This is a genomic window from Citricoccus nitrophenolicus (assembly GCF_047305825.1).
GTDB classification, from domain to species: domain Bacteria; phylum Actinomycetota; class Actinomycetes; order Actinomycetales; family Micrococcaceae; genus Citricoccus; species Citricoccus nitrophenolicus.
The window spans coordinates 2,241,530-2,263,368 of the sequence record NZ_CP063070.1; the positions used below are offsets into that span (position 1 = coordinate 2,241,530).

Sequence of the window (21,839 nt, forward strand, 5' to 3'; positions counted from 1 at the left end):
ACGTCGCGCCCCATGTTCTCACCGAGTGAGAATCGACCCGCCAAGATGCTGTTCGCCGCGTCACACTGGTGGCATCCGGATGCTGAGGGCCCGGCCCTCCCGTGGCCTCCGGCAGCCGTCATCGGCACCCCCGCAAAGGAGATGGAATGGCAGATCGCGCAGACACGCCGCTGGTCACCCGCACGAAGGTCGGCATCGTCGGAGGGGGCCCGGCCGGGCTCATGCTCTCCCACCTGCTGGCCCGGCAGGGCATCGACAACGTGGTGGTGGAACTGCGTGACCATGACACCATCAAGAACACCCACCGGGCCGGAATCCTCGAACAGCAGGCTGTGACGATGCTGACCGAGTCCGGCGTGGACGGACGAGTCCTCACGGACGGCGACGAGCACGAGGGCATCGACCTGCGCTTCAACGGCGAATCGCATCCGCTGAACTTCCCCGATCTCGTGGACGCCACGGTGACCCTCTATGCCCAGAATGAGGTGTTCATCGACCTCGCGGCGGCGCGTGCCCGGGACGGTGGGGACGTCCGCTACGAGTCCGAGGTCATCGAGGTCCTCGACCTGAAGACGGACACCCCGAAGATCCGCTACCGGGACGTCTCGGCCGGCGCTGACCCGGACGCCGTCTACGAGATCCACTGCGACTACCTCGTGGGCGCCGACGGCTCCCGCTCCTTCTGCCGCCGCGCCGTCGGCCAGCAGGAGGGGCACCAGGACTTCAAGATCGAGTACCCCTTCGCCTGGTTCGGCATCCTCACGGAGGCGCCCAAGTCCTCCCCGGAACTGATCTACGCGAACTCCCCGCACGGCTTCGCCCTGATCTCCCAGCGCTCCGAGACCGTCCAACGCATGTACTTCCAGTGCGCCCCGGGCGAGAAGACCGAGGACTGGTCGGATGACCGCATCTGGTCCGAGCTGCAGAAGCGCGTGGACGGCCCGGACGGGCTCCAGCTCAAGACCGGCCCGATCTTCGACAAGACCGTGCTGGGCTTCCGCTCCTTCGTCCGCGAGCCCATGAGCCACGGCAACATGTTCCTGGCCGGCGACGCCGCGCACACCGTCCCGCCGACCGGGGCCAAGGGTCTGAACCTGGCCCTCGCCGACGTCAAGGTGCTCTTCGAGGCCTTGGACTCGTTCTACTCCACCGGCGACCGCGGGCTGCTGGACGGGTATGCCGAGACCGCCCTGAAGCGCGTCTGGAAGGCACAGAACTTCTCCTACTGGATGACCTCCATGCTGCACACCCGTGCGGACGCCGACCCGTTCGAGACCAGGCGTGCCCTCGGCGAGCTCGAGACCGTCACCTCCTCGCGCTTCGGCCAGCAGTATCTGGCCGAGTCGTACACCGGCTGGCCACACGCCTGAACCGGTTCCACCGCAACACCGCTGTCCCACCGAAACCCCCACTGCAACACCCTAGAAAGGAGCAGCCAGTGAGCAACGAGAACACCGGTCCCGTCGTCGAGGACGAGGAGACGTTCGGCAACAGCCACGTGCTCGACCCCGCCGCGACGCAGGACTCCCAGGAGACCATCAGCGCGGAGATGAAGGCCATCCATGATGCGGCCTCCGGGGAGACCCAGCCGCGCGTGAACTTCCCGCCGTACCGCAGCTCCGCACTGCGCCACCCCACCAAGGACATGCACCACGCGGACCCGGAGACCATCGAGCTGTGGTCCCCGGCCTTCGGCCATCGTGACGTGCACACCCTGGAGGCCGATCTGACCGTTCAGGGCAACGGGGAGCCGATCGGTGAACGCATGAAGGTGCGCGGCCGCGTGCTGGACGGCGAGGGGCGCGCGGTCCGCAACCAGCTCGTGGAGATCTGGCAGGCCAACGCCGCCGGCCGCTACGTGCACAAGCGGGACCAGCATCCGGCTCCACTGGACCCGAACTTCACCGGGGTGGGCCGCACGATCACCGATGACCAGGGCTTCTACGAGTTCACCACCATCAAGCCGGCGCCGTACCCGTGGAAGAACCACCACAACGCCTGGCGTCCGGCCCACATCCACTTCTCCCTGTTCGGCACGGACTTCACCCAGCGGATGATCACCCAGATGTACTTCCCGGGCGACCCGCTGTTCAGCCTGGACCCGATCTACCAGTCGATCACGGACCAGAAGGCACGAGACCGCCTGGTGGCGACCTATGACCACAGCGTGTCCGAGCACGAGTGGAACACGGGCTATTACTGGGACATCGTCCTGACCGGCAGCAACCGCACCCTGATGGAGGCCGATACCGATGCGCATTGAGAAGACCCAACTTGAATCGGCACGGACGGGCGGCGAGAAGCTCGTGGCGACCCCGGGCCAGACCATCGGCCCGTTCTTCGGCTACGCCTCCGGGTACGAGAACGTGCACATCCCCTTCCGGGACGGTGAGCACCTGGTGAATCCGGCCAGCCCGAAGGCCGTGCGCCTCACCGGCACCCTCTACGACGGTTCCGGGGCCCCCATCCCGGACGCGATGGTGGAGATCTGGCAGGCGGACGAGAACGGGCAGATCGTCCAGGAGACCGGCTCGCTGGTCCGGGACGGCTGGACCTTCACCGGCTGGGGCCGTGCCACCGCGGACAACGTGGGCACCTACACGTTCTCCACCGTGAACCCCGGTCCCACGGAGCAGGGCAAGGCGCCGTTCATCCACGTGGTGGTCTTCGCCCGTGGCCTGATGAACAAGCTGCACACCCGGGTGTACCTGCCGGAGGACACTGCCGCCCTGGAGCAGGACGCCCTGCTGTCCTCCCTGGACGCGGAGCGCCGTCAGACCCTCATCGCCGAGAGGGAGGCGGACGGCACCCTGCGGTTCGACATCCGGCTGCAGGGCGAGGGCGAGACCGTGTTCCTCGAGTTCCCGGGCATCGAGTACCCGCAGCACGACTGAATCCCGGCTGATCCGGCACCCGTGGCCCGGCTGCCCCTGCTCCGTGACGGATTGCGGACGCACGGGGCCGCCGGACCACCGGTGCAGATAGCCTTGATGCCAACGATCTCCATCTTCCGAACTGCAGGAGCGCGCCCCCCGATGCCCACGTCCACGCCCGAGTCAGAGTCGCCGTCCCCGGGTTCGGCATCCGGTCTGGCCGCGTTGGCATCGCTGGTCCGGGAGTCCGACGTCGGCCTGCTGGATCCCCTGCCCGCCGGCACCCGGGTGGCGCTGCAGTCCTCGGACGGCGCGTACCTGCGCCACCTGCTCATGGTCGAGGCGCGCTGGACCGCCGTGCTGGCGGATCACGGCATCACCACCCGTGAGCACGCCGAGGCCGCGGCCGCCGCGGCGGACCCCGGCGAGTACGACCTGGTGTCCCTGGCCCATGCCGGCCAGGACGGCGGCAACCCCCTCATCCCGGCCCTGAAGGCGATGCGGGCCCGCGTGGCCGCGATCGTGAGGGCCGCAGATGCGGCCCGGTCGGCGGAGTCCGCGTCATCGGCCCGGCCCGGCACCGGTGGCACCGGAGGTACCGCCTCAGCCGCCCTGCATGTGGGGGCCACGAGCCAGGACATCATGGACACCGCCATGATGCTGATGGCCGCCCAGGTCTCGGCGACCATCCTGGAGGACCTGCGGGCCGCCGTCGGGTCCCTGGTGGATCTGGCCACCGAGCACCGTGCCACGCCCATGGTGGCGCGGTCCCTGGCTCAGCACTCCCTGCCCTCCACCTTCGGACTTCGCGCGGCCGGATGGCTGTCCGGACTGGCCCAGGCCGGCCGCCGGTTGGAGGCCGCCGCCTCCGAGCTTCCCGTCCAGTGGGGCGGGGCGGCGGGCACCATGGCCGCGTTGGCCGGCCGGCTTGACCGGGAGCGGCGCGCCGGCACCCTGGAGACCGGGGTGGACGCCTTCACGCTGGTCGAGGAGCTGGCCGGGCACCTCGGGCTGGCCGCTCCCGCCGGCCCGTGGCACACCAACCGCATGCCCGTCACCGGGGTGGCCTCGGCCCTGGCGGACGTGGTGGCCGCCTGCGGCAAGATCGCCAATGACGTCCTGATCTCCGCGCGGATCGAGAACGGGGAGCTCGGCGAACCGATGGCTGCCGGCCGGGGCGGCTCCTCGGCCATGCCGCACAAGCAGAATCCAGTGCTCTCCGTGATGATCCACGCCGGAGCCCTCTCCGCGCCCGGGTCCCTCGCCCAGGTGCTGACGGCGGCCGGTGCCGCCAACGAGGAACGCCCGGACGGGGCCTGGCACGCCGAGTGGCCCGCCCTGCGACAGCTGATGCGCACCGCCGGGGGAGCGGCCGCCCGGACCGCCGAGCTGGTGGCCGGACTGCGCGTCAACACGGAGCGGATGGCGGCGAACCTGGACCTGGTGGGTCCCCTGCTGGTCTCCGAGCGGCTGATGGCGGAGCTGGCCCCCGTGCTCCAGGAACAGGCGGGCGGGGAGCCGGGCTCCGGCAAGGCCCGGCTGCAGGAGATCGTGGACCAGTCTCTCTCCGAGGGCGGTGGAGGGGCGGGTTTCCGGACCCTGCTGCGTGAGGAGCTGCCGGAGACCGTCACGGACGAGGAGCTGGACGGACTGCTGGATCCCGCCAACTACACCGGCGAGGCCACCACCCTGGTGGACCGGCTGGTGGCCGAGTACCGCAATTTCGCAGAATGGAGCACCACGTGAGCACACCCGAGATCACCGCGATCCGCCTCTCCGGCGAGGGCGAGGCGGCGCCGGACAAGGACATCCTGTTCGTCGGCGCAGGCCTGGGCACCGGCGTCCACGCGCTGTGGGCCGAGGCCGCCACGGAGCTGGCCGACCGCTTCCACGTCATCGGCTGGGACCTGCCCGGTCATGGCGAGTCCCCGGCCCACAACGAGCCCACGTCCATTGCGGACCTGGCCAATGCCGTCGCCGATCTGGTGCGGGCCCAGCACGCCTCCGGCACCATCCCGGCCGGCGCCAAGGTCTACTACGCCGGCGTCTCGGTCAACGGCGAGGTGGCTCTGCAGCTCGGCCTGGACCACGGGGATCTCTTCGATGGCATCGCCGTGGTCTGCTCGGCCGCCAAGATCGGCGATCCCGCGGCGTGGAACGAGCGGGCGGCCTACGTGGAGCAGGCGGGGACCCCCACCATGGTGGCCGGCTCCGCCGAGAAGTGGTTCGCCCAGGGATTCATCGAGAAGCACCCGGAGCGCTCCACCCGTCTGCTGCACACCCTGCAGGAGGCCGACCGCTTCTCCTACGCCCGCCTGTGTGAGGCCCTCGCCGGCTTCGACGTCCGCGAGCGCCTGAACGAGATCACCGTTCCGATCGTCACCCTCCACGGCGCCGAGGACGGCGTCTGCCCGCCGGCCGCCGGCGAGGAGATCGTGGCCGGAGTCGCCACCGGCTCCGCCCACGTGCTGGAGAACGTGGCGCATCAGGCTCCCCTCGAGGATCCGCGGCAGACGGCCGTGATCCTGAAGGAGGGGTTCGGCGCATGAGCGGTCAGAACGAACAGCCGGTGGGCCACCAGATGGACCGGACCTCCCAGGAGGTCTATGACGCCGGCATGGCCGTGCGCCGCGAGGTCCTGGGCTCCGCCCACGTGGACCGGGCCGAGTCGAACAAGGACGAGACCACCGAGGACTTCCAGAACCTCATCACGCGGTACGCCTGGGGCACCATCTGGACCCGTCCCGGTCTGGACCGCCGGATGCGCTCGGCCGTCACGATCTCCGCGATGGTCTCCGGAGGATACTGGGAGGAGGCCGCCATGCACATCCGGGCGGCCCTGCGCAACGGCCTGAGCCGGGACGAGATCAAGGAGATCCTGCTCCAGACCGCCATCTACTCCTCCGTGCCCGCCGCCAACGTCGCCTTCAGGATGGCCCAGGAGGTCTTCGCCCAGGTGGACGAGGACCTGGCCGCAGGCAAGGACCTCTAGCCCCGCCAGTCGTCCCACCGAGCGCCCCCGCAGGCGCCGCAGCAGCCTCCGTTCGAATGAAAGACAGGGATCCCTCAGCCATGACAGCCCAGACTGACGCCTACATCTATGACGCCGTCCGCACGCCCTTCGGCAAGGTCGGCGGCGCCCTCGCCAAGACCCGTCCGGATGATCTCGCCGCCCTCGTGGTGAGGGAGTCCGTCAAGCGTGCCCCCGGCCTGGAGGCCGCCGGCACGGAGAAGGTGGACGAGGTGGTCTTCGGCAACGCCAACGGCGCCGGCGAGGAGAACCGCAACGTGGCTCGCATGGCCACCCTGTTGGCCGGACTGCCGACCTCCATCCCGGGCACCACCGTGAACCGCCTGTGCGGCTCCTCGCTGGACGCCGCGATCATCGCCTCCCGCCAGATCAACGTGGGCGAGGCGGACCTCATGCTGATCGGCGGCGTGGAGTCCATGTCCCGTGCCCCCTGGGTGCTGCCCAAGACGGAGCGTCCCTTCCCCATGCACAACCTCGAGCTGGCCAACACCACGCTCGGCTGGCGGCTGATCAACAAGAACATGCCGAAGGAGTGGACCGTCTCCCTCGGCGAGGCCACCGAGCAGTTGCGGGAGAAGTACGGCATCACCCGGGAGCGCATGGACGCCTTCGCCGCGAACTCCCACCAGCTCGCCGCCCGGGCCTGGGACGAGGGCAAGTATGACAACCTGACGGTGCAGGTCCCGGACGTGGACCTGGCCCGGGACGAGACCATCCGCCCGGACTCCACCGCCGAGTCCCTGGGCGGGCTGCGCACCGTGTTCCGCAAGGAGAACGGCATGGTCACCGCCGGCAACTCCTCGCCCATGAACGACGGAGCCTCCGCCGCCTGGCTCGGCTCCGAGAAGGCCTCGGAGATCCTGGGCCTGCAGCCGCTGGCCCGCATCGCCGGCCGCGCCACGGCCGCCAACGAGCCGCAGTACTTCGGCTATGCCCCGGTCGAGGCCGTCAACCAGGCCATCGCCCGCGCCGGCATCACATGGGATGACATCTCCGCCGTGGAGCTCAACGAGGCCTTCGCCGCCCAGTCGCTGGCCTGCACCGACGCCTGGGGCGTGGACACCTCCATCGTGAACACGTGGGGCGGCGCCATCGCCATCGGGCACCCGCTGGGGGCCTCCGGCGCCCGCGTGCTCGGCACCCTGGCCCGCCGCCTGGAGGAGTCGGGCGACCGCTGGGGCGTCGCCGCCCTGTGCATCGGTGTGGGCCAGGGCATCGCCGTGGTGCTCGAGAACGTCAACGCCCGCTGACCACCCGCGCGCAAAGTGACCTGACCTCCACCGTGGTGACGTGGTTCGGTCACTCTGTGTCCGGTACATCTCCCTGAACAACCCCTTCCAAGGAGGAACGATGCTTGAGTTCGTGGACTCGGCCGCCCAGGCCGTCTCCCGGATCACCGACGGCGCCACGGTGCTGATCGGCGGATTCGGCAACGCCGGCCAGCCGATGGAACTGATCGACGCCCTGATGGATTCCGGCGCCACCGGCCTGACCGTGGTGAACAACAACGCGGGCCAGGCGGACGCCGGGCTGGCCCTGCTGATCAAGGAGCGGCGGGTGGCCAAGATCATCTGCTCGTTCCCGCGGCAGTCCGACTCCTGGCACTTCGACGAGGCCTACCGCGCCGGGGAGATCGAACTGGAGCTCGTCCCGCAGGGCAACCTGGCCGAGCGCATGCGTGCCGCCGGGGCCGGCATCGGCGGCTTCTTCACCCCCACCGGATACGGCACCGAGCTCGCCGAGGGCAAGGAGGTCCGCGAGATCGACGGCAAGCACTACGTGCTCGAGTCCCCGATCCGTGGCGACTTCGCCCTGATCAAGGCCTATGCCGCGGATCCCCACGGCAACCTGGTGTTCCGCAAGACCGCCCGGAACTTCGGGCCCGTGATGGCCACCGCCGCCAAGCACACCATCGTCCAGGTGGACGAGGTCCTGGACGAGCCACTGAACCCGGAGCACGTCGTCACCCCGGGGATCTACGTGGACACCGTCGTCGGCATCCCCACCGGCTCCGGGGTCAAGGAGCGTGCCGAGCGCGAGGCCCTCGCCGCTGGACGGCCCAAGCCCTGCCTGGCCACCAAGACCGCGGCCGAGCTGGCCGCCGAGAAGTGAGGAGCGAGACCATGAGCAACCAGAGCGACCAGGCGTTCCGCAGCACCGACACCCCGCTGACCCAGGACGAACTGGCCCAGGTCATCGCGGCGGACATCGAGCCGGGGTCCTTCGTGAACCTGGGCATCGGCCAGCCGACCACCGTGTCCAACTACCTCTCCCCGGAGAAGAAGGTCACGCTGCACACCGAGAACGGCATGCTCGGCTTCGGCCCCCAGGCCACCGGCGAGCAGGTGGATGAGGACCTCATCAACGCCGGCAAGATCCCCGTCACGGAGCTGCCGGGATCGAGCTACTTCCACCATGCCGACTCGTTCGCCATGATGCGCGGCGGTCACCTGGACGTCTGCGTGCTGGGCGCCTATCAGGTCTCCGCCACCGGCGATCTGGCGAACTGGTCCACCGGCAAGCCCGGAGCCATCCCGGCGGTGGGTGGCGCCATGGACCTGGCCATCGGTGCCAAGGACACCTACGTGATGATGGACCTCTTCACCAAGAAGGGGGATGTCAAGCTGCTGCCCGAGTGCACCTTCCCGCTGACCGGCGTGGGCTGCGTCTCCCGCATCTACTCGGGCCAGGCGGTGCTGTTGCTGGACGGGACCGGTGTGGTCACGGTCCGCGAGCTGCATGGCATCACCTTCGAGGAGCTGCAGGAGGCTCATCCGGAGGTCACCTTCGAGAAGGTCTCCTGACCCTCCTGCCTTGAGGGCAGGGCCATCCGGTGCCTTCTGTCCTCAACGTCGAAGATCGCAGTACGACGGCGGCCGGTCGCCTCCCGCAGGAGGCGACCGGCCGCCGTCGTGTCCATTCTGAGACGCCACCGGCTTCCCGGGGGGCGATGACTGGTGCGGAGCCGGCTGTCGCGTCAGAGCCGAACGAATCCCCTGGGGAGCGGGATCCTGTAGCTCTCCGACCATCCCACGGACTTGACCCCCAGGCGGTGGACGAAGGCCGCCGTGGCATCACGGAGCAGAGGCTCCTCCGGACGGAAGATCCGCCGGGTGCCCTGTTGCCATCCCTCCGTGATGCTTCGGGTTCGCCCCCAGGTCGCCGCGTCGGCGTATCCCGTGTGCGCCGGATACTCGCTCAACGGCATGTCATCAAATGCGGGTGCTGCCATGCCGTACTGTCCACGTTCGACCTTCAGGACGCGATCCTCCGTGTTGTAGACGGCAAGCAGACCCTGGATTCGGGTCATGACCTCGCGGGGTTCGAACAGCCATCCTTCCGCACCCGGCCTCCCGAAGATCACGCCCTGCTGCCAGGCCCAGTACATGGCCTCGCGGTGTGCGATGCCCGGGGGGACGTCGGCCAGTCCGCCCATACTGAGGTCCACGGCCGGCTCGCCGACCAACCGGTAGAGAAAGGCGGCCATGGCGTCACGCCGGACGGGCTCGTCCGGGCGGAAGGTGCCATCGGGCCATCCACCGATGACCCCCGCACGGGACAGGTCCATGATCTCGCGGTAGAAGATGTGCGAGGACGGTACATCGGAGAAGGTGGCGGCGGCTGCCGGCGCGGCGGTGGCCACGGCGGTGCCGACGGCCAGCGCGGCGGCCAGCGTTCCGCCGAGGGCGGTCCGGCGGGAGATGTTGTCGTTCATGACAAGTCCTTTCAGGCGATGGAGTGATCACGAGGGTCTGGTCCAGTGAGGCCCCGGTGAGACGAAGAATGCTGCACGGCGAGACTATGAGTGCCGCTCCGGCCCGTCCATGGGGACCACTCCCCTTGCCCCCACGCGCACAGTGACTGCACCCCACCACAGTGACGTGGTCTGGTCGCTCTGCGTCCGGATGCGTCGCCCAGACTTCACGCCGCCGTCACCTCCGGTGAAGCCCACGGTCAACTGCCCGGAGAAACGTGGTGCGGGAACGACGAGTCCGGTCCGGTCACTGTGGTCTGCCGCGGCACCGGCCCGGGCGCCAACCGGAAGGCCTCACCGTGATCCAGAACACCACCCACCGCCCTCGATCCCTCCGCCGCATGGCTGCGGCCGGCACCGCCGCAGCAGCGCTCTCGGCAGCTGTGCTGGCCGTCGGTCCGGCCGCCGCAGCGCCGGCGCCGGAGGAGGTCCCCGTACTGATCGGGCACCGCGGCGCCGCCGGCACCGCGCCGGAGAACACCGTCGCCGCGTTCAAGGACGGCCGGGCCTCGGGAGTCGACTTCTTCGAGATCGACGTCCAGCTCTCCGCCGACGGCGTCCCGTTCCTGTTCCATGACAACACTCCGGCACGCACCACCAACGTCGAGGAGGTCTTCCCGGGCCGCGAGGACGATCCCATCACGTCCTTCACCTGGGATGAACTGCAGCAGCTGGACACCGGTGCCTACTTCTCGGAGCGGTACGCGGGCGAGAAGATCCCGCACTTCGACGCCGCCGCCCAGATCGCCACGCGCAACACCGGCGTGTTCATCGAGATCAAGTCCCCGGTGAACTCGCCGGGTATCGAGCAGGTCGTGGCGGAGAGCCTCAGCGAGAACAAGGACTGGAACCGCCTGTTGGAGGCGGGCAAGATCGAGGTGCTCAGCTTCGACGAGGCCTCCAACCAGCGCTTCGCGGCCATCGCCCCGGAGGTTCCCCTGCAGCAGCTGACCGGCACGGTGCCGGACGCGGCCACGCTGGAACGCTACGCGACCTTCGCCGACTCCTTCGGCACCAACTACCGCACCCTGGACGAGTCGGGTGCCCAGCGCGTCAAGGACGCCGGGCTCGGGCTGGGGGTCTACACGGTGAACTCCACGGAGGCCTATGACGAGTCCGTGGCCCTCGGCGTGGACCGGGTGACCGGTGACTTTCCGATCCAGTTCTCCCGGTATGAGCGCGGCCTGAAGGTCTTCCCGCAGAACACCGGTGTGAGGATCGAAGACTCGGTGAACGACGTCCCCGGTGCGGACCTGCAGCCGGAGACCGGTGAGCACGTGATTCTGGAGAACACCGGTCACGCCACGGTGGACGTCTCCGGGTGGCTGCTGCGGGATGCCGCGAACAACGTTCTGCGGATCGGCGAGGGCTACGAGATCCCCGCCGGCGGCCAGTTGCGCGTCTACACCGGTCCCGGAACGGACGCCGAGGACGCCTACTACAACGACGGCACCGCCAACGTCCTGAACAACGGCGGCGATTCCGTGGCCCTGTGGACGGATCGCGGTTCCCTGCAGGACACCTTCGCCAACTGATCGCCAGCACGACGGCGGCCGCGCACCCCGGGTGCGTGGCCGCCGTCGTGCGTCTGGGGGACCAGCGCCCCCCCCCACCTCGGCCTCCGGGCAGCCGTTTGCTAAAGTAAGCACGTTGACGGTGCCCATCCTGGGCGCCGCACCCTGGGTGGCAGGCCCTGAACGCCGGCGCGGAACGCCAGTGCAGCCGCCGCACAGGGTGGATGTGAGGGCTGGTGTTGAGGCCGAGGTGCGCCGATGTGGCGCCCGAGACAGACGAGCTTCCGCCGGTTCCCGTCCTGGAACGAGCAAGGCCTTAGAGGGCTGGAAGGGAAGCTGTGGCTAGACAGCGAATTGCGATCATTGGAGCTGGACCGAGCGGCATCGCGGCACTGAGGGCCTTCGAGTCCGCAGAACGTGCCGGGGCGGAGATCCCGGAGGTCATCGCCTACGAGAAGCAGTCCGACTGGGGCGGCCAGTGGAATTATGACTGGCGCGCGGGCATCGACCAGTACGGCGAGCCCGTGCACTCCTCCATGTACCGCAACCTGTGGTCCAACGGCCCCAAGGAGGCCCTGGAGTTCGCCGAGTACACCTTTGACGAGCACTTCGGCCGGCCGATCTCCTCCTACCCGCCGCGCGAGGTCCTGTGGGACTACATCGACGGCCGCGTCCGGACCACCAACGTCAAGGACAAGGTCCGGTTCTCGACGGCGGTCCGTTGGGTGGAACACCACCCTGACCGGGACATGTTCACCGTCACCGTGGAGGACCTGGTGTCCCACCAGACCACGTCCTCCGAGTTCGACCGGGTCATCGTGTCCACCGGACACTTCTCCTTCCCGAACGTCCCCGACTTCCAGGGCATCGAGACCTTCCCCGGCACCCTGCTCCATGCCCATGACTTCCGCGGTGCCGAGAGACTGGCGGACCAGCGCGTGCTGCTGATCGGCGCGTCCTACTCAGCCGAGGACATCGGCGTCCAGGCGTTCAAGATGGGCGCCCGTTCGGTGACCATGTCCTACCGGTCCGGCCCCATGGGCTACGACTGGCCCGAGGGCATGGAGGAGCTTCCCCTCCTCGAACGCTTCGAGGGCGAGACGGCACACTTCTCCAACGGTGAGACCCGCGAGTTCGACGCCGTGATCCTGTGCACGGGGTACCTGCACAAGTACCCGTTCCTGTCCTCGGACCTGGCCCTGCAGTCCGGCAACAACATCTACCCGGCCGGGTTGTACCGGGGCGTGGTGTGGCAGGAGAACCCGAAGGTCTATTACCTCGGCGCCCAGGACCAGTGGTTCACCTTCAACATGTTCGACGCGCAGGCCTGGTACGTCCGCGACCTCATCATGGGCCGTGCCGAGCTGCCGTCCGCCGAACAGCGCACCGAGCACCTGAACTCCTGGCAGCGGCGCTTCGAGGAGGTCGGGGGAGATGCGGACGCCGTGCGTTTCCAGGCCGAGTACATCAGGGACCTCATCGAGGCCACGGACTACCCGATGTTCGATCTGGACGAGGTGGTGCGGATCTTCCTGGCCTGGAAGGCGGACAAGAAGAAGAACATCCTGACCTATCGGGACAAGCCCTACCCGTCCGTGATGACCGGCACCCTGGCCGCCGAACATCACACCACGTGGCTGCAGGAGCTGGACGACTCCCTGGAACGGTACCTCTCGACCCCGGAGGAGACGGACGTGGAGAAGGTGGTCCGCGGCGCGGACGCGCCTGAGGTCCACACGCCCGACGCCGGGCGCTGACATTGGCGTGAAGACCCGCGAAGGCCCCGGAACCGTGTGGTTCCGGGGCCTTCGTGCCGTCCGCTGTGTGGCGGTCAGTGTTCGTGGGTGGCGAGGTCGTGATCCTTGGACTCGCGGGTCAGCAGCAGGGCGATGATGGAGACCACTGCCATCCCGCCGAGGAACACGGCCACGGGCACGATCGAGGTGCCGCCGCCCGGACCCGCGTAGAGCGAGGCCAGGATGGTCGGGGTGAATCCGGCGCCGAGCAGCGTGGCGAGCTGGTAGCCGAGGGAGGCGCCGGTGTAGCGGGAGCCGGTGCCGAACTGCTCCCCGATGAAGGCTGCCAGCGGGCCGTAGATCATGCCGTGCAGGCCCAGGGCGATGGTGAAGGCGAGCAGCAGCACGAACCAGTTCGTGGACGTGAGCATGGTGAACAGCGGGAACAGGAAGCCGGCGAACAGGACGAGTCCGGCGATCATGACCGGCCGGCGGCCGAAGCGGTCCGAGAGGTGGCCGAACCAGACCACGAAGAAGATCGAGAAGATCGAGGCCAACGCGAAGGCGTAGAGCACCGAGGAGCGCTCCGTGCCGGCCTCGGTGGAGTACTGCACGGCGAAGGTGGAGAGCAGCACCTGCAGTCCGAAGCCGCTGGCGCCGGCGAACATGGTCAGCAGCAGGGCGCGGGGGCGGCGCAGCACCTGGAGGATCGGCACCTTGGGCTTCCGGCCCTGTTCGCGTCCCTCCTGCTCCGCCTGCGCTGCCGCGGCGGCGAAGACCGGGGACTCGCTGATCTTGGAGCGGACCACCATGCCGACGATCAACAGGGCGAAGGACAACAGGAAGGGGACGCGCCAGCCCCAGGCCAGGAACTCGTCCTGCGGCAGCATGGCCGAGAAGGTTCCCAGGATGAACGTGCCCAGGGCCGCGCCGGTCGGGGCGCCGGCATTGGTGAAGGAGGCGGCGAAGCCGCGCTTGCCGGACTCCGAGTGCTCGAGGGCCATCAGGGCGGCTCCGCCCCACTCGCCGCCCACCGCGATGCCCTGGCACACGCGGAGGAAGACCAGGATGACCGCGCCCCAGCTGCCGATGGTGGCCGCGCCCGGGACCAGGCCGATCAGGGTGGAGGCCACGCCCATGATGAGCATTGACAGCACGAGCATCCTCTTGCGCCCCAGCCGGTCCCCGAAGTGTCCGAAGATGGCCCCGCCCAGAGGGCGCGCGAGGTAACCCGCGGCGAAGGTGCCGTAGGAGGCGATGGCACCGGCCAGCGGGTCCAGGCCGGTGAAGAAGACCATGGGGAAGACGAGGGCGGAGGCCGAGGCGTAGAGCAGGAAGTCGTAGAACTCAATGGTCGAGCCGAGATAGCTCGAGAGGATGACCCGGCGGGACTCGCGGCGCTTGGTGGCGGGGTCCAGGTGCGCCAGGTCCGGCACGGGGGCCGAAGCGGTCTCAACGGACATGGTGTCCTCCAGTCAGGGACGGGGAAGGTCGTGGTGGGCGGGACGCCTGGCTGTGATCCACAGCACGCTACGAAACGCTACGTATATGTAACGCTTTTCCTTTGAGAATGTCAATCATTGAGTTCCTCAGGACAAAGAGGCCCTCCTGGGAAAGCGCGACGGCGGCCGGGCACCTGAGGTGCGCGGCCGCCGTCGCGAGGGTGAAGGCGAGGGGGTGAGCCCCGGGGTGCCCTAGAAGGCGATCTTGAGCAGGAGTGATCTCAGCTGCTTGCGTTCCCGGGGGGAGAGGGTGGAGAGGGTGTGGTCCTCGGAGTCGGTGAGGATCTTCAGGGCCTGGGCGTGGAGGTCCTCACCCGACTCGGTGGCCACGATGATCTTGGAGCGGCGGTCTCGCGGATCGGTCTCGCGGCGGACGGCACCGCGTTTCTCCAGGTGGTCCACGAGGGCCACGATCTGGCTGGGGTCGAGCGAGAGGAACTCGCCCAGCTCGCGCTGCGAGGGATTCATCCCGCTGGCGGCCAGGGAGAGCACCGAGAACTGACGGACCTTGAGGTCGAGGCCCTCCAGCTGGCGGTTGGCATGGCTGATGCCGCGTCCGCGTGCCCGGGAGGCCAGGAAGTGCACCTGGAGGGCGAGGTCGGAGTCGAGGAAGCGCTCGGTGCCGTCGCTGGGCTCGGATGCGGAGGCTGCTGAGGAGGGTTCCTCGGGGGAGCCCTCGGCGGCGGAGCGCTCGGGGGTGGCCTGGTCAGTGGTGGTGGACATGCGTTGCTCGCAACCGTTCGTCACTTAGTTGATTTGTTCAAGTGTAGCCGTCCGGACCGTGAATGGGCGGGTCGGGCGGCCGGTGTGATGTTGTCCAGTGAATCTACATCATTGACTTTCTCAACGGTATGGGTTGTCATGGTGTGCAGAGGTGCCCGCAGGGCGCCTGACGAGTCAACCGAAGCTGCCGCTACGCAAGGAGTTCCCATGTCCCTCACTGGAAAAGTCGCCATCGTCACCGGTTCCGGAGCGGGCCTCGGCCTCGCCTACGCGCAGGAGCTGGCCCGCCAGGGCGCTGCGGTCATCATCAATGACGTGAGCCAGGAGGCGGCCGATGCCGCCGTGGCCTCCATCACCGAGGCCGGCGGGAAGGCCGCCGCCGTGGTGGCCCCGGTGGGCACCTCCGAGACCGCTGACCTGCTGGTCAAGACGGCCGTGGACACCTTCGGCAGCCTGGACATCCTCGTGACCAACGCCGGCATCCTGCGGGACAAGTCGCTGCTGAAGATGACGGACGAGGACTTCGACCTGGTCATCAACGTGCACCTCAAGGGCACCTTCACCTGCGTCCGCTCCGCCTTCGCCTATTTCAAGGAGAACGGCGTGGCCGGCCGGATCGTCACCATCGGCTCCCCGACCGGTCAGCGCGGCAACTTCGGTCAGACCAACTACGCCGCCGCCAAGGCCGGGATCGTGGGCATGGTCCGCACCTGGGCGATGGAGATGAAGAGGGCCGGCGTCGCCGTCAATGCCGTCATCCCCGTGGCCGCCACCGCCATGACGAAGACCATCCCGTTCTTCCAGGCCGCCGTCGAGGCGGACGAGCGTGGCGAGGCCATGCCGGAGTTCTTCCGCAAGGAGCTCGGCTTCGGGCCGGCCCAGGACGTGGCCGGTCTCATCGCCTTCCTGTCCTCCGAGGAGGCTGCCGGCATCTCCGGCCAGGCGATCGGCGTGGGCGGCGACCGCCTGCAGGTCTGGTCCCACCCGGAGGCCGTGGCCACCGAGTTCCAGGACGGCGGATGGGACTACGCCACCATGCTCGCCGAGGGCAAGGCCCTGCTCGAGGCCAACCTGCAGTCCGTGGGCGAGACGATGCCGGAGCTGCCGGCCGAGCTGCAGCCCGAGAACGCCAAGTGAGCGCCATGGACAACGGTTCGACCCCAGCGCGGTATGAGTGCGCGGTGGACGTGGGTGCGGTGACCGCGATCGACATGCACGTCCATCTGGAAGTGGATGACCACGGGCACGTGGCCATGCCGGACGACATCATGGAGGCCTCCTCCAAGTACTTCAAGGCTGCGGAGCGGACGCCGTCGATCGACCGGATCGCGGAGATCTACCGGGGCCAGCAGATGGCCGCGGTGGTCTTCACCGTGGACGCCAGCACCCAGATGGGGCGCGAGCCGAACTCGATCGACGACCTCGTGGCCGGCTGTGCCCGGAACAACGACGTGCTGATCCCGTTCGGCTCCGTGGATCCCCGCAAGGGTGCCGAGGCCATCACCGAGGCCCGCCGCCAGGCCGATCGGCTGGGCGTGCGGGGGTTCAAGTTCCACCCCTCCGTGCAGGGCTTCGACCCCTCGGACGAGGCGTTCGGACCCCTGTGGGCCGAATTGGAGCAGATCGGTCTGCCGTGCATCTTCCACACCGGCCAGAACGGCATGGGCGCCGGGCTGCCCGGCGGCCGCGGCATCAAGCTGAAGTACTCCAACCCGCTGTTGTTGGACGAAGTCGCCGCAGACCACCCGAACCTGCCGATCATCATGGCCCACCCCTCGGTGCCGTGGCAGGACGAGGCCAACTCGATCGCCACCCACAAGGCGAACGTGTACATCGACCTCTCCGGCTGGTCACCGCGGTACTTCCCGGAGTCGCTGGTACGCCAGTCCAACAACGTGCTGGCCCGCAAGGTCCTCTTCGGCACCGACTTCCCCCTGATCACGGCCGAGAAGTGGATGAAGGCCTTCGCCGAGCTGCCGCTCAAGGACGAGGTGCGCCCCGGGATCCTCAAGGACAACGCGGTGCGTCTGCTCGGCCTGGGGGTCACTGCGGGCGGCACGGCATGAATGCCGCCCGTCCGGCCGTCGTCGGGTCCGTGATCCCCTCCGACCTCTTCGGCTTCGCCGAGCGGTTGACCGAGGCCGAGCGCGAGGTGATCGCCGGGCTGCGCCGGAACCTGCAGGAGACGGTGTACCCGCACCTGAACCAGGCCTGGGACCGGGCAGAACTACCGGGGGAGTTGCTGCAGGCCGTCCGCGGGCTGGAGCTCATGGACCCGCCGGCGCTGCGCGCGGCCGGGGAACCGGTGCGGGACATCCTGACCGGCTTCCGCAATTTCGAGCTGACCCGCTGCGACATCAACGTGGGCACCCTCTACAACGCCCAGGCGGGACTGTTCCGCACGGTCTGCGCCCTCGGCGGCTCACCGGAGCAGGCCAGGGACCTGGACGCGAGGATCCAGTCCTACGAGCTGACCGGCGTGTTCGCCCTGACCGAGCCGGACCACGGCTCGGACGTGGCCGGCGGCCTGGCCACCGCGGCCACCCGGGACGAGGCCACGGGGGAGTGGGTCATCAACGGTGCCAAGCGCTGGATCGGCGGCGCCACCGTCTCTGACGTGGTCGCCACCTTCGCCCGGGACACGGCCGACGGCCAGGTGAAGTGCTTCCTGGTGCCGCGCGAGGCAACGGGGGTGTCCATGACGATCATCCCCCACAAGGCCTCACTGCGGATCATGCAGAATGCCCACATCGAGTACCGGGACGTGCGGGTGCCGGAATCGGCGCGGCTGCAGGGCATCAACTCGTTCAAGGACGTGGCCCGCTGTCTGCGGACCATGCGCTCGGACGTGTCCTGGATGGCGGCCGGCGCCCAGGCCGGGGCCTACGAGGCCGCGTTGCGGTACGTGACCGCGCGCGAGCAGTTCGGCCGCCCGCTGGCCGGGTTCCAGCTGATCCAGGAGAAGCTCGCCCGCATGCTCGGCAACCTCACGGCCTCCCTGGGGATGGTGGTGCAGCTGACCGAGCAGCAGGCAGCCGGGGTGTTCAAGGACGAGAACTCCGCGCTGGCCAAGATGCAGACCTCGCTCATGCTGCGCGAGACCGTGGCGCTGGCCCGGGAGGTCTGTGGCGGCAACGGCATCACGCTGGACACGGACGTGGCCCGGTTCCACGCCGATGCAGAGGCGATCTACTCCTACGAGGGCACCCACGAGGTCAACGCGCTGATCGTGGGCCGGGCCGTCACGGGAGTCGGCGCCTTCGTCTGAATCCCGTCCGGGCTGCCTCCGGTCACGAATCCATCACCAAATCCCCCTGTCCATTGCACTTAGCAACTATTGTGATGTAGAACACACTTAGAGGAGAACACCATGACAGAAACCACCGCACAGACCGTCGTCACCTTCGAGGACGTCAAGGACTCCGTCGGCACCGAACTCGGCTACACCGAGTGGCGCGAGGTCACCCAGGAGATGGTCAACACCTTCGCGGACGCCACGGATGACCAGCAGTGGATCCACGTGGACCCGGAACGCGCCAAGGAGGGCCCGTTCGGCGCCCCGATCGCCCACGGCTTCCTGACCCTGTCCCTGATCATCCCCTTCTGGTCCGAGCTGTTCGACGTGACCGGCGTGAAGACCAAGGTCAACTACGGCCTGGACAAGGTCCGCTTCACCAGCCCGGTGAAGGTCGGCTCCCGGATCCGCATGAAGGGCACCATCGCGGACGTCCAGGAGGTCAAGGGCAACGGACTGCACCTGGTCACGGACGCCGTCATCGAGATCGAGGGCGAGGAGCGCCCCGCGGTCGTCGCCACCTTCCTGTCCCGCTTCTACGCCTGAGGCACCCGCTCTCAGGCTCCCGATGTCCGGCACCCCCGCCGGCCTGAAATCCCAGGAGTAACCATGAACAAGAAGCTCGCATCCCTCATGGGTGTCGTTGCCGTGGCGGGCCTGACCCTCACCGGCTGTGGCGCCGGTTCGCCGACCGGTGACGCCGATGCCACCGCCCCGGCCGACACCTCCGAGTCCGGTGCCTCGGGGGAACTCACCGAGGTGACGGTCGGCGTGCTGCCGATCGCCCCTTCCGTGGGTGTCCAGTACGGCCTCGAGAACGGCATCTTCGAGGAGCACGGGTTCGACGTGGAGCTCTCCACCCAGAACGCCGGGGCGGCCATGCTGCCCGCCGTGTCCAACCAGCAGATCACCTTCGGTGTGGGAAACCCGCTGTCGGTGATGACCGCCGTGGATCAGGGCCTGGACATGCGCATCGCGGCCGGGTATTCCAACTCCCTGGCGGAGGGTGATGACATCGCCGGCGTGGTGGCCCAGGCTGACAGTGGCATCGAGTCCTACGCCGATCTGGAGGGCAAGGTCACCTCGATCAACGCCCTGCGGACCTTGGGCGACCTGACCATCATGGCCGACGCCGAGGAGGAGGGCGCCGACCCGGACGCCCTGGAATTCACCGAGATGCCCTTCCCGGACATGCCGGCCCAGCTGGAGCAGGGCAATGTTGACGCGATCTGGGTTCCCGAGCCATTCCTGACCAGCGTGCTGGCGGATGACGCGAACCAGCTCGTCGGCTACTCCTTCCAGGACGCCATCCCCGGCATGCCCACCATGGTGACCTTCACCTCCGGGGCCTACGCCGAGGAGAACCCGGAGGTCGTGGCCGATTTCGCGGCGGCCATGACCGAGGCGCTGGCCGCCTCCGAGGAGGACCCGGAGGGCACGCGGGCGTTGCTCCCGGACTTCATCGACCTGCCGGAGGAGGTTGCCGAGACCCTCAAGATGGAGGAGCTCAGCGGCGAGATCCGCACCGAGCAGCTCAACCAGACTGCCGAACTGGCCGTGAAGTACGGGTTCATCGATGAGGCCCCGGATCCGGAGAGGCTGTTCATCCAGTAGTCGGCACCCCCCTCCACTGTGCGGGCAGAGATGGCGAGCAATCCGTCGACTCTGCCCGCACGGTGCGTTCAGGCGGCGGTTCGCCCGAAGCGGACCAGGCGGACGCGGCCGGGCTGCCGGCCGGCGTCGTGCCTGACGTCCTATCCCAGGTTGTCCTGACCGTCCGGGTCCTGGCCGTGGGCGAGGGCCCGTTCCATCAGGTCCATGAGCTGATCCGCCTCGGCGTCCGTCAGCGGTGCGAAGAGCCGGCGGTTCACGTCCAGGGCCGGGCCATACAGGGAGGCCAGCAACTGATGCCCGGAGTCCGTCAGGGTGGCCACCCGGCGCCTGCCGTCCCGGGAGTCCCGGTGCACCACCACAAGGCCACGCGAGGTCATGCGGCCCACGAGCTCGGTCAGGGAGGCCTTGTCCACGGAGAGTTCGGCGGCGATCTCCGTCTGGCTCAACCCGGACTCCGAGCGGGCCAGGCACAGCAGCAGCCCGAACTGGATGCTCGTGTGCTCGGCGGAGACCTGCTCGCTCCACAGTTGGCCGTGGCGGCTCAGCAGCCGGCGGACGGCCAGGCTGCGGAAGACCTGGGGTGCGGCCCATGCGAGCTGCTGGGTGGAATGGTTCTCGCTCACCAGAGGGCCTCCTGACGCGCCGACTCACGGCTGAAGAACAATATTGTTGACAAAACCATCGAAAAGCCTTGTTCGGCGACTGGGTCGCTGGCTAGGATGTGATTCACCTTACAGGCTCGGTCACCCCCGACCGGATGCCTGCTCGCACTGCATCACCAGGAGCACCATCATGATGAGGAATCTTCGCGCCGCCGCCGTGGGGGCAGCCGCCCTGCTGGCCCTGACCGCCTGTGGCTCAGGCTCTCCGACGGACGGGGGGACCACGGCGCCGGCGGCCGACTCCGAATCTGCCGCGTCCGGCGGCGAGCTGACCCCGATCGAGGTCGGGGTCATCCCGATCGTGGACGTCGCACCGATCTACCTCGGCGTCGAGGAGGGCATCTTCGAGGAGCACGGCCTGGACGTCACCCTGACCCTGGCCCAGGGCGGTGCTGCGATCGTGCCGGCCGTCCAGTCCGGGCAGATGGAGTTCGGCTTCTCCAACGTCACGTCCCTCGTCATCGGCCGGGATGCCGGGCTGCCACTGAAGATCGTGGCCACCGGGCCGCAGACCACGGGGGAGGCGGATGACGACTTCGCGCACATCATGGTGCCCGAGGGCTCCGACGCCACCTCGCTGGCTGATCTGGAGGGCAAGCGCATCGCCGTCAACACCCTGAACAACATCAATGACTCCGTCATCTCGGAGGGCATGAAACAGGAGGGCGGGGACCCCAAGTCCATCGAGTACGTGGAGATGCCCTTCCCGGACATGGTGGCCCAGCTGGAGGCTGGCAATGTGGACGCCATCGGTGCCGTGGAGCCGTTCGTGACGCTCGCCGAGGCGGGTGGGGCCGAGCGCGTCTACGGTCAGTACGCCGAGCCGGTGCCGGACCTGTCCATTGCCGCCTACTTCACCACGGACGAGATGATCGAAGAGGACCCGGAGCTCGTGGAGGCGTTCACCGCCGCCATGAAGGAGTCGCAGCAGTACGCCACGGACCACCCCGAGGAGGCCAAGGCCGTGCTGCCGAGCTACACCTCCCTGGAGCAGGACGTGATCGATGAGCTGACCATGCCGCGCTTCCCGCAGGAGCATGACGTCGCCTCGCTGGAGCGGGTCGCGGAGCTCTCGCTGGAGACCGGCCTGATCGATGAGATCCCGCCGACCGAAGACCTCATCGTCCAGTAGGGC

General features: G+C 68.5%; 21 protein-coding genes. 17 read left to right on the forward strand and 4 right to left on the reverse strand.

The genetic code is table 11. The annotated features are described in order from the left end of the window. The first annotated feature begins 146 nt into the window (after nt 1-146). From IMT31_RS10325 to IMT31_RS10365, 9 genes are all read left to right on the forward strand, one after another. On the forward strand, nt 147-1,370 hold the full coding sequence (locus tag IMT31_RS10325; RefSeq protein WP_345362595.1) for a 4-hydroxybenzoate 3-monooxygenase: 1,224 nt from the start codon (nt 147-149) through the stop codon (nt 1,368-1,370). Nucleotides 1,371-1,549: 179 nt separating this feature from the next. Then, nucleotides 1,550-2,263 (forward strand): protocatechuate 3,4-dioxygenase subunit beta, encoded by a 714-nt coding sequence (pcaH, locus tag IMT31_RS10330; protein ID WP_413544406.1) that lies wholly within the window; start codon nt 1,550-1,552, stop codon nt 2,261-2,263. Next, on the forward strand, nt 2,253-2,894 hold the full coding sequence (pcaG, locus tag IMT31_RS10335; RefSeq protein WP_345362593.1) for a protocatechuate 3,4-dioxygenase subunit alpha: 642 nt from the start codon (nt 2,253-2,255) through the stop codon (nt 2,892-2,894). Before pcaH ends, pcaG begins: the two co-directional genes overlap by 11 nt. Nucleotides 2,895-3,035: 141 nt before the next feature. After that, nucleotides 3,036-4,619, forward strand: coding sequence for a lyase family protein (locus tag IMT31_RS10340; RefSeq protein WP_345362591.1), 1,584 nt, complete (start codon nt 3,036-3,038; stop codon nt 4,617-4,619). Continuing rightward, a complete protein-coding gene (locus IMT31_RS10345; protein WP_413542703.1) occupies nt 4,616-5,422 on the forward strand; it encodes an alpha/beta fold hydrolase in 807 nt (268 codons plus the stop codon). Before IMT31_RS10340 ends, IMT31_RS10345 begins: the two co-directional genes overlap by 4 nt. After that, complete coding sequence (pcaC, locus tag IMT31_RS10350) at nt 5,419-5,865, forward strand: 4-carboxymuconolactone decarboxylase (protein WP_413542704.1); 447 nt, start codon at nt 5,419-5,421, stop codon at nt 5,863-5,865. The genes IMT31_RS10345 and pcaC overlap by 4 nt, the downstream gene beginning before the upstream one ends. 80 nt (nt 5,866-5,945) lie before the next feature. Then, nucleotides 5,946-7,154: a thiolase family protein gene (locus tag IMT31_RS10355; protein WP_413542705.1), complete on the forward strand. Its 1,209-nt coding sequence runs from the start codon at nt 5,946-5,948 to the stop codon at nt 7,152-7,154. Between the two features lie 100 nt (nt 7,155-7,254). Then, entirely contained in the window at nt 7,255-8,016 is a 762-nt protein-coding gene (locus IMT31_RS10360) for a 3-oxoacid CoA-transferase subunit A (RefSeq protein WP_413542706.1), read from the forward strand. Nucleotides 8,017-8,027: 11 nt separating this feature from the next. Further along, nucleotides 8,028-8,708 carry a 3-oxoacid CoA-transferase subunit B gene (locus IMT31_RS10365; RefSeq protein WP_345362577.1) on the forward strand — a complete coding sequence of 227 codons (681 nt, stop codon included), beginning with the start codon at nt 8,028-8,030 and terminating at the stop codon, nt 8,706-8,708. Between the two features lie 173 nt (nt 8,709-8,881). Here the strand turns inward: IMT31_RS10365 and IMT31_RS10370 are convergent, their stop codons facing one another. Next, nucleotides 8,882-9,619, reverse strand: a complete 738-nt coding sequence (locus tag IMT31_RS10370) for an S-layer homology domain-containing protein (RefSeq protein ID WP_345362574.1) — start codon at nt 9,617-9,619, stop codon at nt 8,882-8,884. 380 nt (nt 9,620-9,999) lie between these two features. On the opposite strand from IMT31_RS10370, the gene IMT31_RS10375 reads away from it, so the two are divergent. Both IMT31_RS10375 and IMT31_RS10380 read left to right on the forward strand, forming a co-directional pair. After that, nucleotides 10,000-11,193, forward strand: a complete 1,194-nt coding sequence (locus IMT31_RS10375; protein ID WP_413544407.1) for a glycerophosphodiester phosphodiesterase family protein — start codon at nt 10,000-10,002, stop codon at nt 11,191-11,193. A gap of 317 nt (nt 11,194-11,510) precedes the next feature. Beyond that, nucleotides 11,511-12,929: an NAD(P)/FAD-dependent oxidoreductase gene (locus IMT31_RS10380; RefSeq protein WP_345362568.1), complete on the forward strand. Its 1,419-nt coding sequence runs from the start codon at nt 11,511-11,513 to the stop codon at nt 12,927-12,929. Nucleotides 12,930-13,003: 74 nt separating this feature from the next. Here the strand turns inward: IMT31_RS10380 and IMT31_RS10385 are convergent, their stop codons facing one another. Next, nucleotides 13,004-14,371 (reverse strand): MFS transporter, encoded by a 1,368-nt coding sequence (locus IMT31_RS10385; protein WP_345362565.1) that lies wholly within the window; start codon nt 14,369-14,371, stop codon nt 13,004-13,006. Between the two features lie 231 nt (nt 14,372-14,602). Beyond that, entirely contained in the window at nt 14,603-15,133 is a 531-nt protein-coding gene (locus IMT31_RS10390; protein ID WP_345362562.1) for a MarR family winged helix-turn-helix transcriptional regulator, read from the reverse strand. Nucleotides 15,134-15,340: 207 nt separating this feature from the next. Here IMT31_RS10390 and IMT31_RS10395 point away from each other — a divergent pair, with 207 nt between their 5' ends. From IMT31_RS10395 to IMT31_RS10415, 5 genes are all read left to right on the forward strand, one after another. Further along, nucleotides 15,341-16,270, forward strand: a complete 930-nt coding sequence (locus IMT31_RS10395; protein ID WP_413542707.1) for an SDR family NAD(P)-dependent oxidoreductase — start codon at nt 15,341-15,343, stop codon at nt 16,268-16,270. Nucleotides 16,271-16,275: 5 nt separating this feature from the next. Next, nucleotides 16,276-17,199: an amidohydrolase family protein gene (locus IMT31_RS10400; protein ID WP_345362612.1), complete on the forward strand. Its 924-nt coding sequence runs from the start codon at nt 16,276-16,278 to the stop codon at nt 17,197-17,199. Then, nucleotides 17,196-18,401, forward strand: a complete 1,206-nt coding sequence (locus IMT31_RS10405) for an acyl-CoA dehydrogenase family protein (protein WP_345362556.1) — start codon at nt 17,196-17,198, stop codon at nt 18,399-18,401. The genes IMT31_RS10400 and IMT31_RS10405 overlap by 4 nt, the downstream gene beginning before the upstream one ends. Before the next feature lie 102 nt (nt 18,402-18,503). Next, nucleotides 18,504-18,974: a MaoC family dehydratase gene (locus tag IMT31_RS10410; protein WP_345362553.1), complete on the forward strand. Its 471-nt coding sequence runs from the start codon at nt 18,504-18,506 to the stop codon at nt 18,972-18,974. A 63-nt stretch (nt 18,975-19,037) separates the two neighbouring features. Further along, nucleotides 19,038-20,042 carry an ABC transporter substrate-binding protein gene (locus tag IMT31_RS10415; protein ID WP_345362550.1) on the forward strand — a complete coding sequence of 335 codons (1,005 nt, stop codon included), beginning with the start codon at nt 19,038-19,040 and terminating at the stop codon, nt 20,040-20,042. Between the two features lie 140 nt (nt 20,043-20,182). Here the strand turns inward: IMT31_RS10415 and IMT31_RS10420 are convergent, their stop codons facing one another. Next, nucleotides 20,183-20,665, reverse strand: a complete 483-nt coding sequence (locus IMT31_RS10420) for a MarR family winged helix-turn-helix transcriptional regulator (protein WP_345362547.1) — start codon at nt 20,663-20,665, stop codon at nt 20,183-20,185. A 169-nt stretch (nt 20,666-20,834) separates the two neighbouring features. On the opposite strand from IMT31_RS10420, the gene IMT31_RS10425 reads away from it, so the two are divergent. Next, the gene (locus IMT31_RS10425; RefSeq protein ID WP_413542708.1) at nt 20,835-21,836 is read left to right on the forward strand and encodes an ABC transporter substrate-binding protein; all 1,002 of its coding nucleotides are present in this window, start codon (nt 20,835-20,837) and stop codon (nt 21,834-21,836) included. Nucleotides 21,837-21,839: the final 3 nt, after the last annotated feature.

What these genes read in the sequence shown, in the direction of transcription:
- IMT31_RS10325 (WP_345362595.1), top strand. Translation starts at nt 147, where the DNA reads ATGGCAGATCGCGCAGACACGCCGCTGGTCACCCGCACGAAGGTCGGC.
- pcaH (WP_413544406.1), top strand. Translation starts at nt 1,550, where the DNA reads ATGAAGGCCATCCATGATGCGGCCTCCGGGGAGACCCAGCCGCGCGTG.
- pcaG (WP_345362593.1), top strand. Translation starts at nt 2,253, where the DNA reads ATGCGCATTGAGAAGACCCAACTTGAATCGGCACGGACGGGCGGCGAG.
- IMT31_RS10340 (WP_345362591.1), top strand. Translation starts at nt 3,036, where the DNA reads ATGCCCACGTCCACGCCCGAGTCAGAGTCGCCGTCCCCGGGTTCGGCA.
- pcaC (WP_413542704.1), top strand. Translation starts at nt 5,419, where the DNA reads ATGAGCGGTCAGAACGAACAGCCGGTGGGCCACCAGATGGACCGGACC.
- IMT31_RS10355 (WP_413542705.1), top strand. Translation starts at nt 5,946, where the DNA reads ATGACAGCCCAGACTGACGCCTACATCTATGACGCCGTCCGCACGCCC.
- IMT31_RS10360 (WP_413542706.1), top strand. Translation starts at nt 7,255, where the DNA reads ATGCTTGAGTTCGTGGACTCGGCCGCCCAGGCCGTCTCCCGGATCACC.
- IMT31_RS10365 (WP_345362577.1), top strand. Translation starts at nt 8,028, where the DNA reads ATGAGCAACCAGAGCGACCAGGCGTTCCGCAGCACCGACACCCCGCTG.
- IMT31_RS10370 (WP_345362574.1), bottom strand. Translation starts at nt 9,619, where the DNA reads ATGAACGACAACATCTCCCGCCGGACCGCCCTCGGCGGAACGCTGGCC.
- IMT31_RS10375 (WP_413544407.1), top strand. Translation starts at nt 10,000, where the DNA reads ATGGCTGCGGCCGGCACCGCCGCAGCAGCGCTCTCGGCAGCTGTGCTG.
- IMT31_RS10385 (WP_345362565.1), bottom strand. Translation starts at nt 14,371, where the DNA reads ATGTCCGTTGAGACCGCTTCGGCCCCCGTGCCGGACCTGGCGCACCTG.
- IMT31_RS10390 (WP_345362562.1), bottom strand. Translation starts at nt 15,133, where the DNA reads ATGTCCACCACCACTGACCAGGCCACCCCCGAGCGCTCCGCCGCCGAG.
- IMT31_RS10395 (WP_413542707.1), top strand. Translation starts at nt 15,341, where the DNA reads ATGTCCCTCACTGGAAAAGTCGCCATCGTCACCGGTTCCGGAGCGGGC.
- IMT31_RS10400 (WP_345362612.1), top strand. Translation starts at nt 16,276, where the DNA reads ATGGACAACGGTTCGACCCCAGCGCGGTATGAGTGCGCGGTGGACGTG.
- IMT31_RS10405 (WP_345362556.1), top strand. Translation starts at nt 17,196, where the DNA reads ATGAATGCCGCCCGTCCGGCCGTCGTCGGGTCCGTGATCCCCTCCGAC.
- IMT31_RS10410 (WP_345362553.1), top strand. Translation starts at nt 18,504, where the DNA reads ATGACAGAAACCACCGCACAGACCGTCGTCACCTTCGAGGACGTCAAG.
- IMT31_RS10415 (WP_345362550.1), top strand. Translation starts at nt 19,038, where the DNA reads ATGAACAAGAAGCTCGCATCCCTCATGGGTGTCGTTGCCGTGGCGGGC.
- IMT31_RS10425 (WP_413542708.1), top strand. Translation starts at nt 20,835, where the DNA reads ATGATGAGGAATCTTCGCGCCGCCGCCGTGGGGGCAGCCGCCCTGCTG.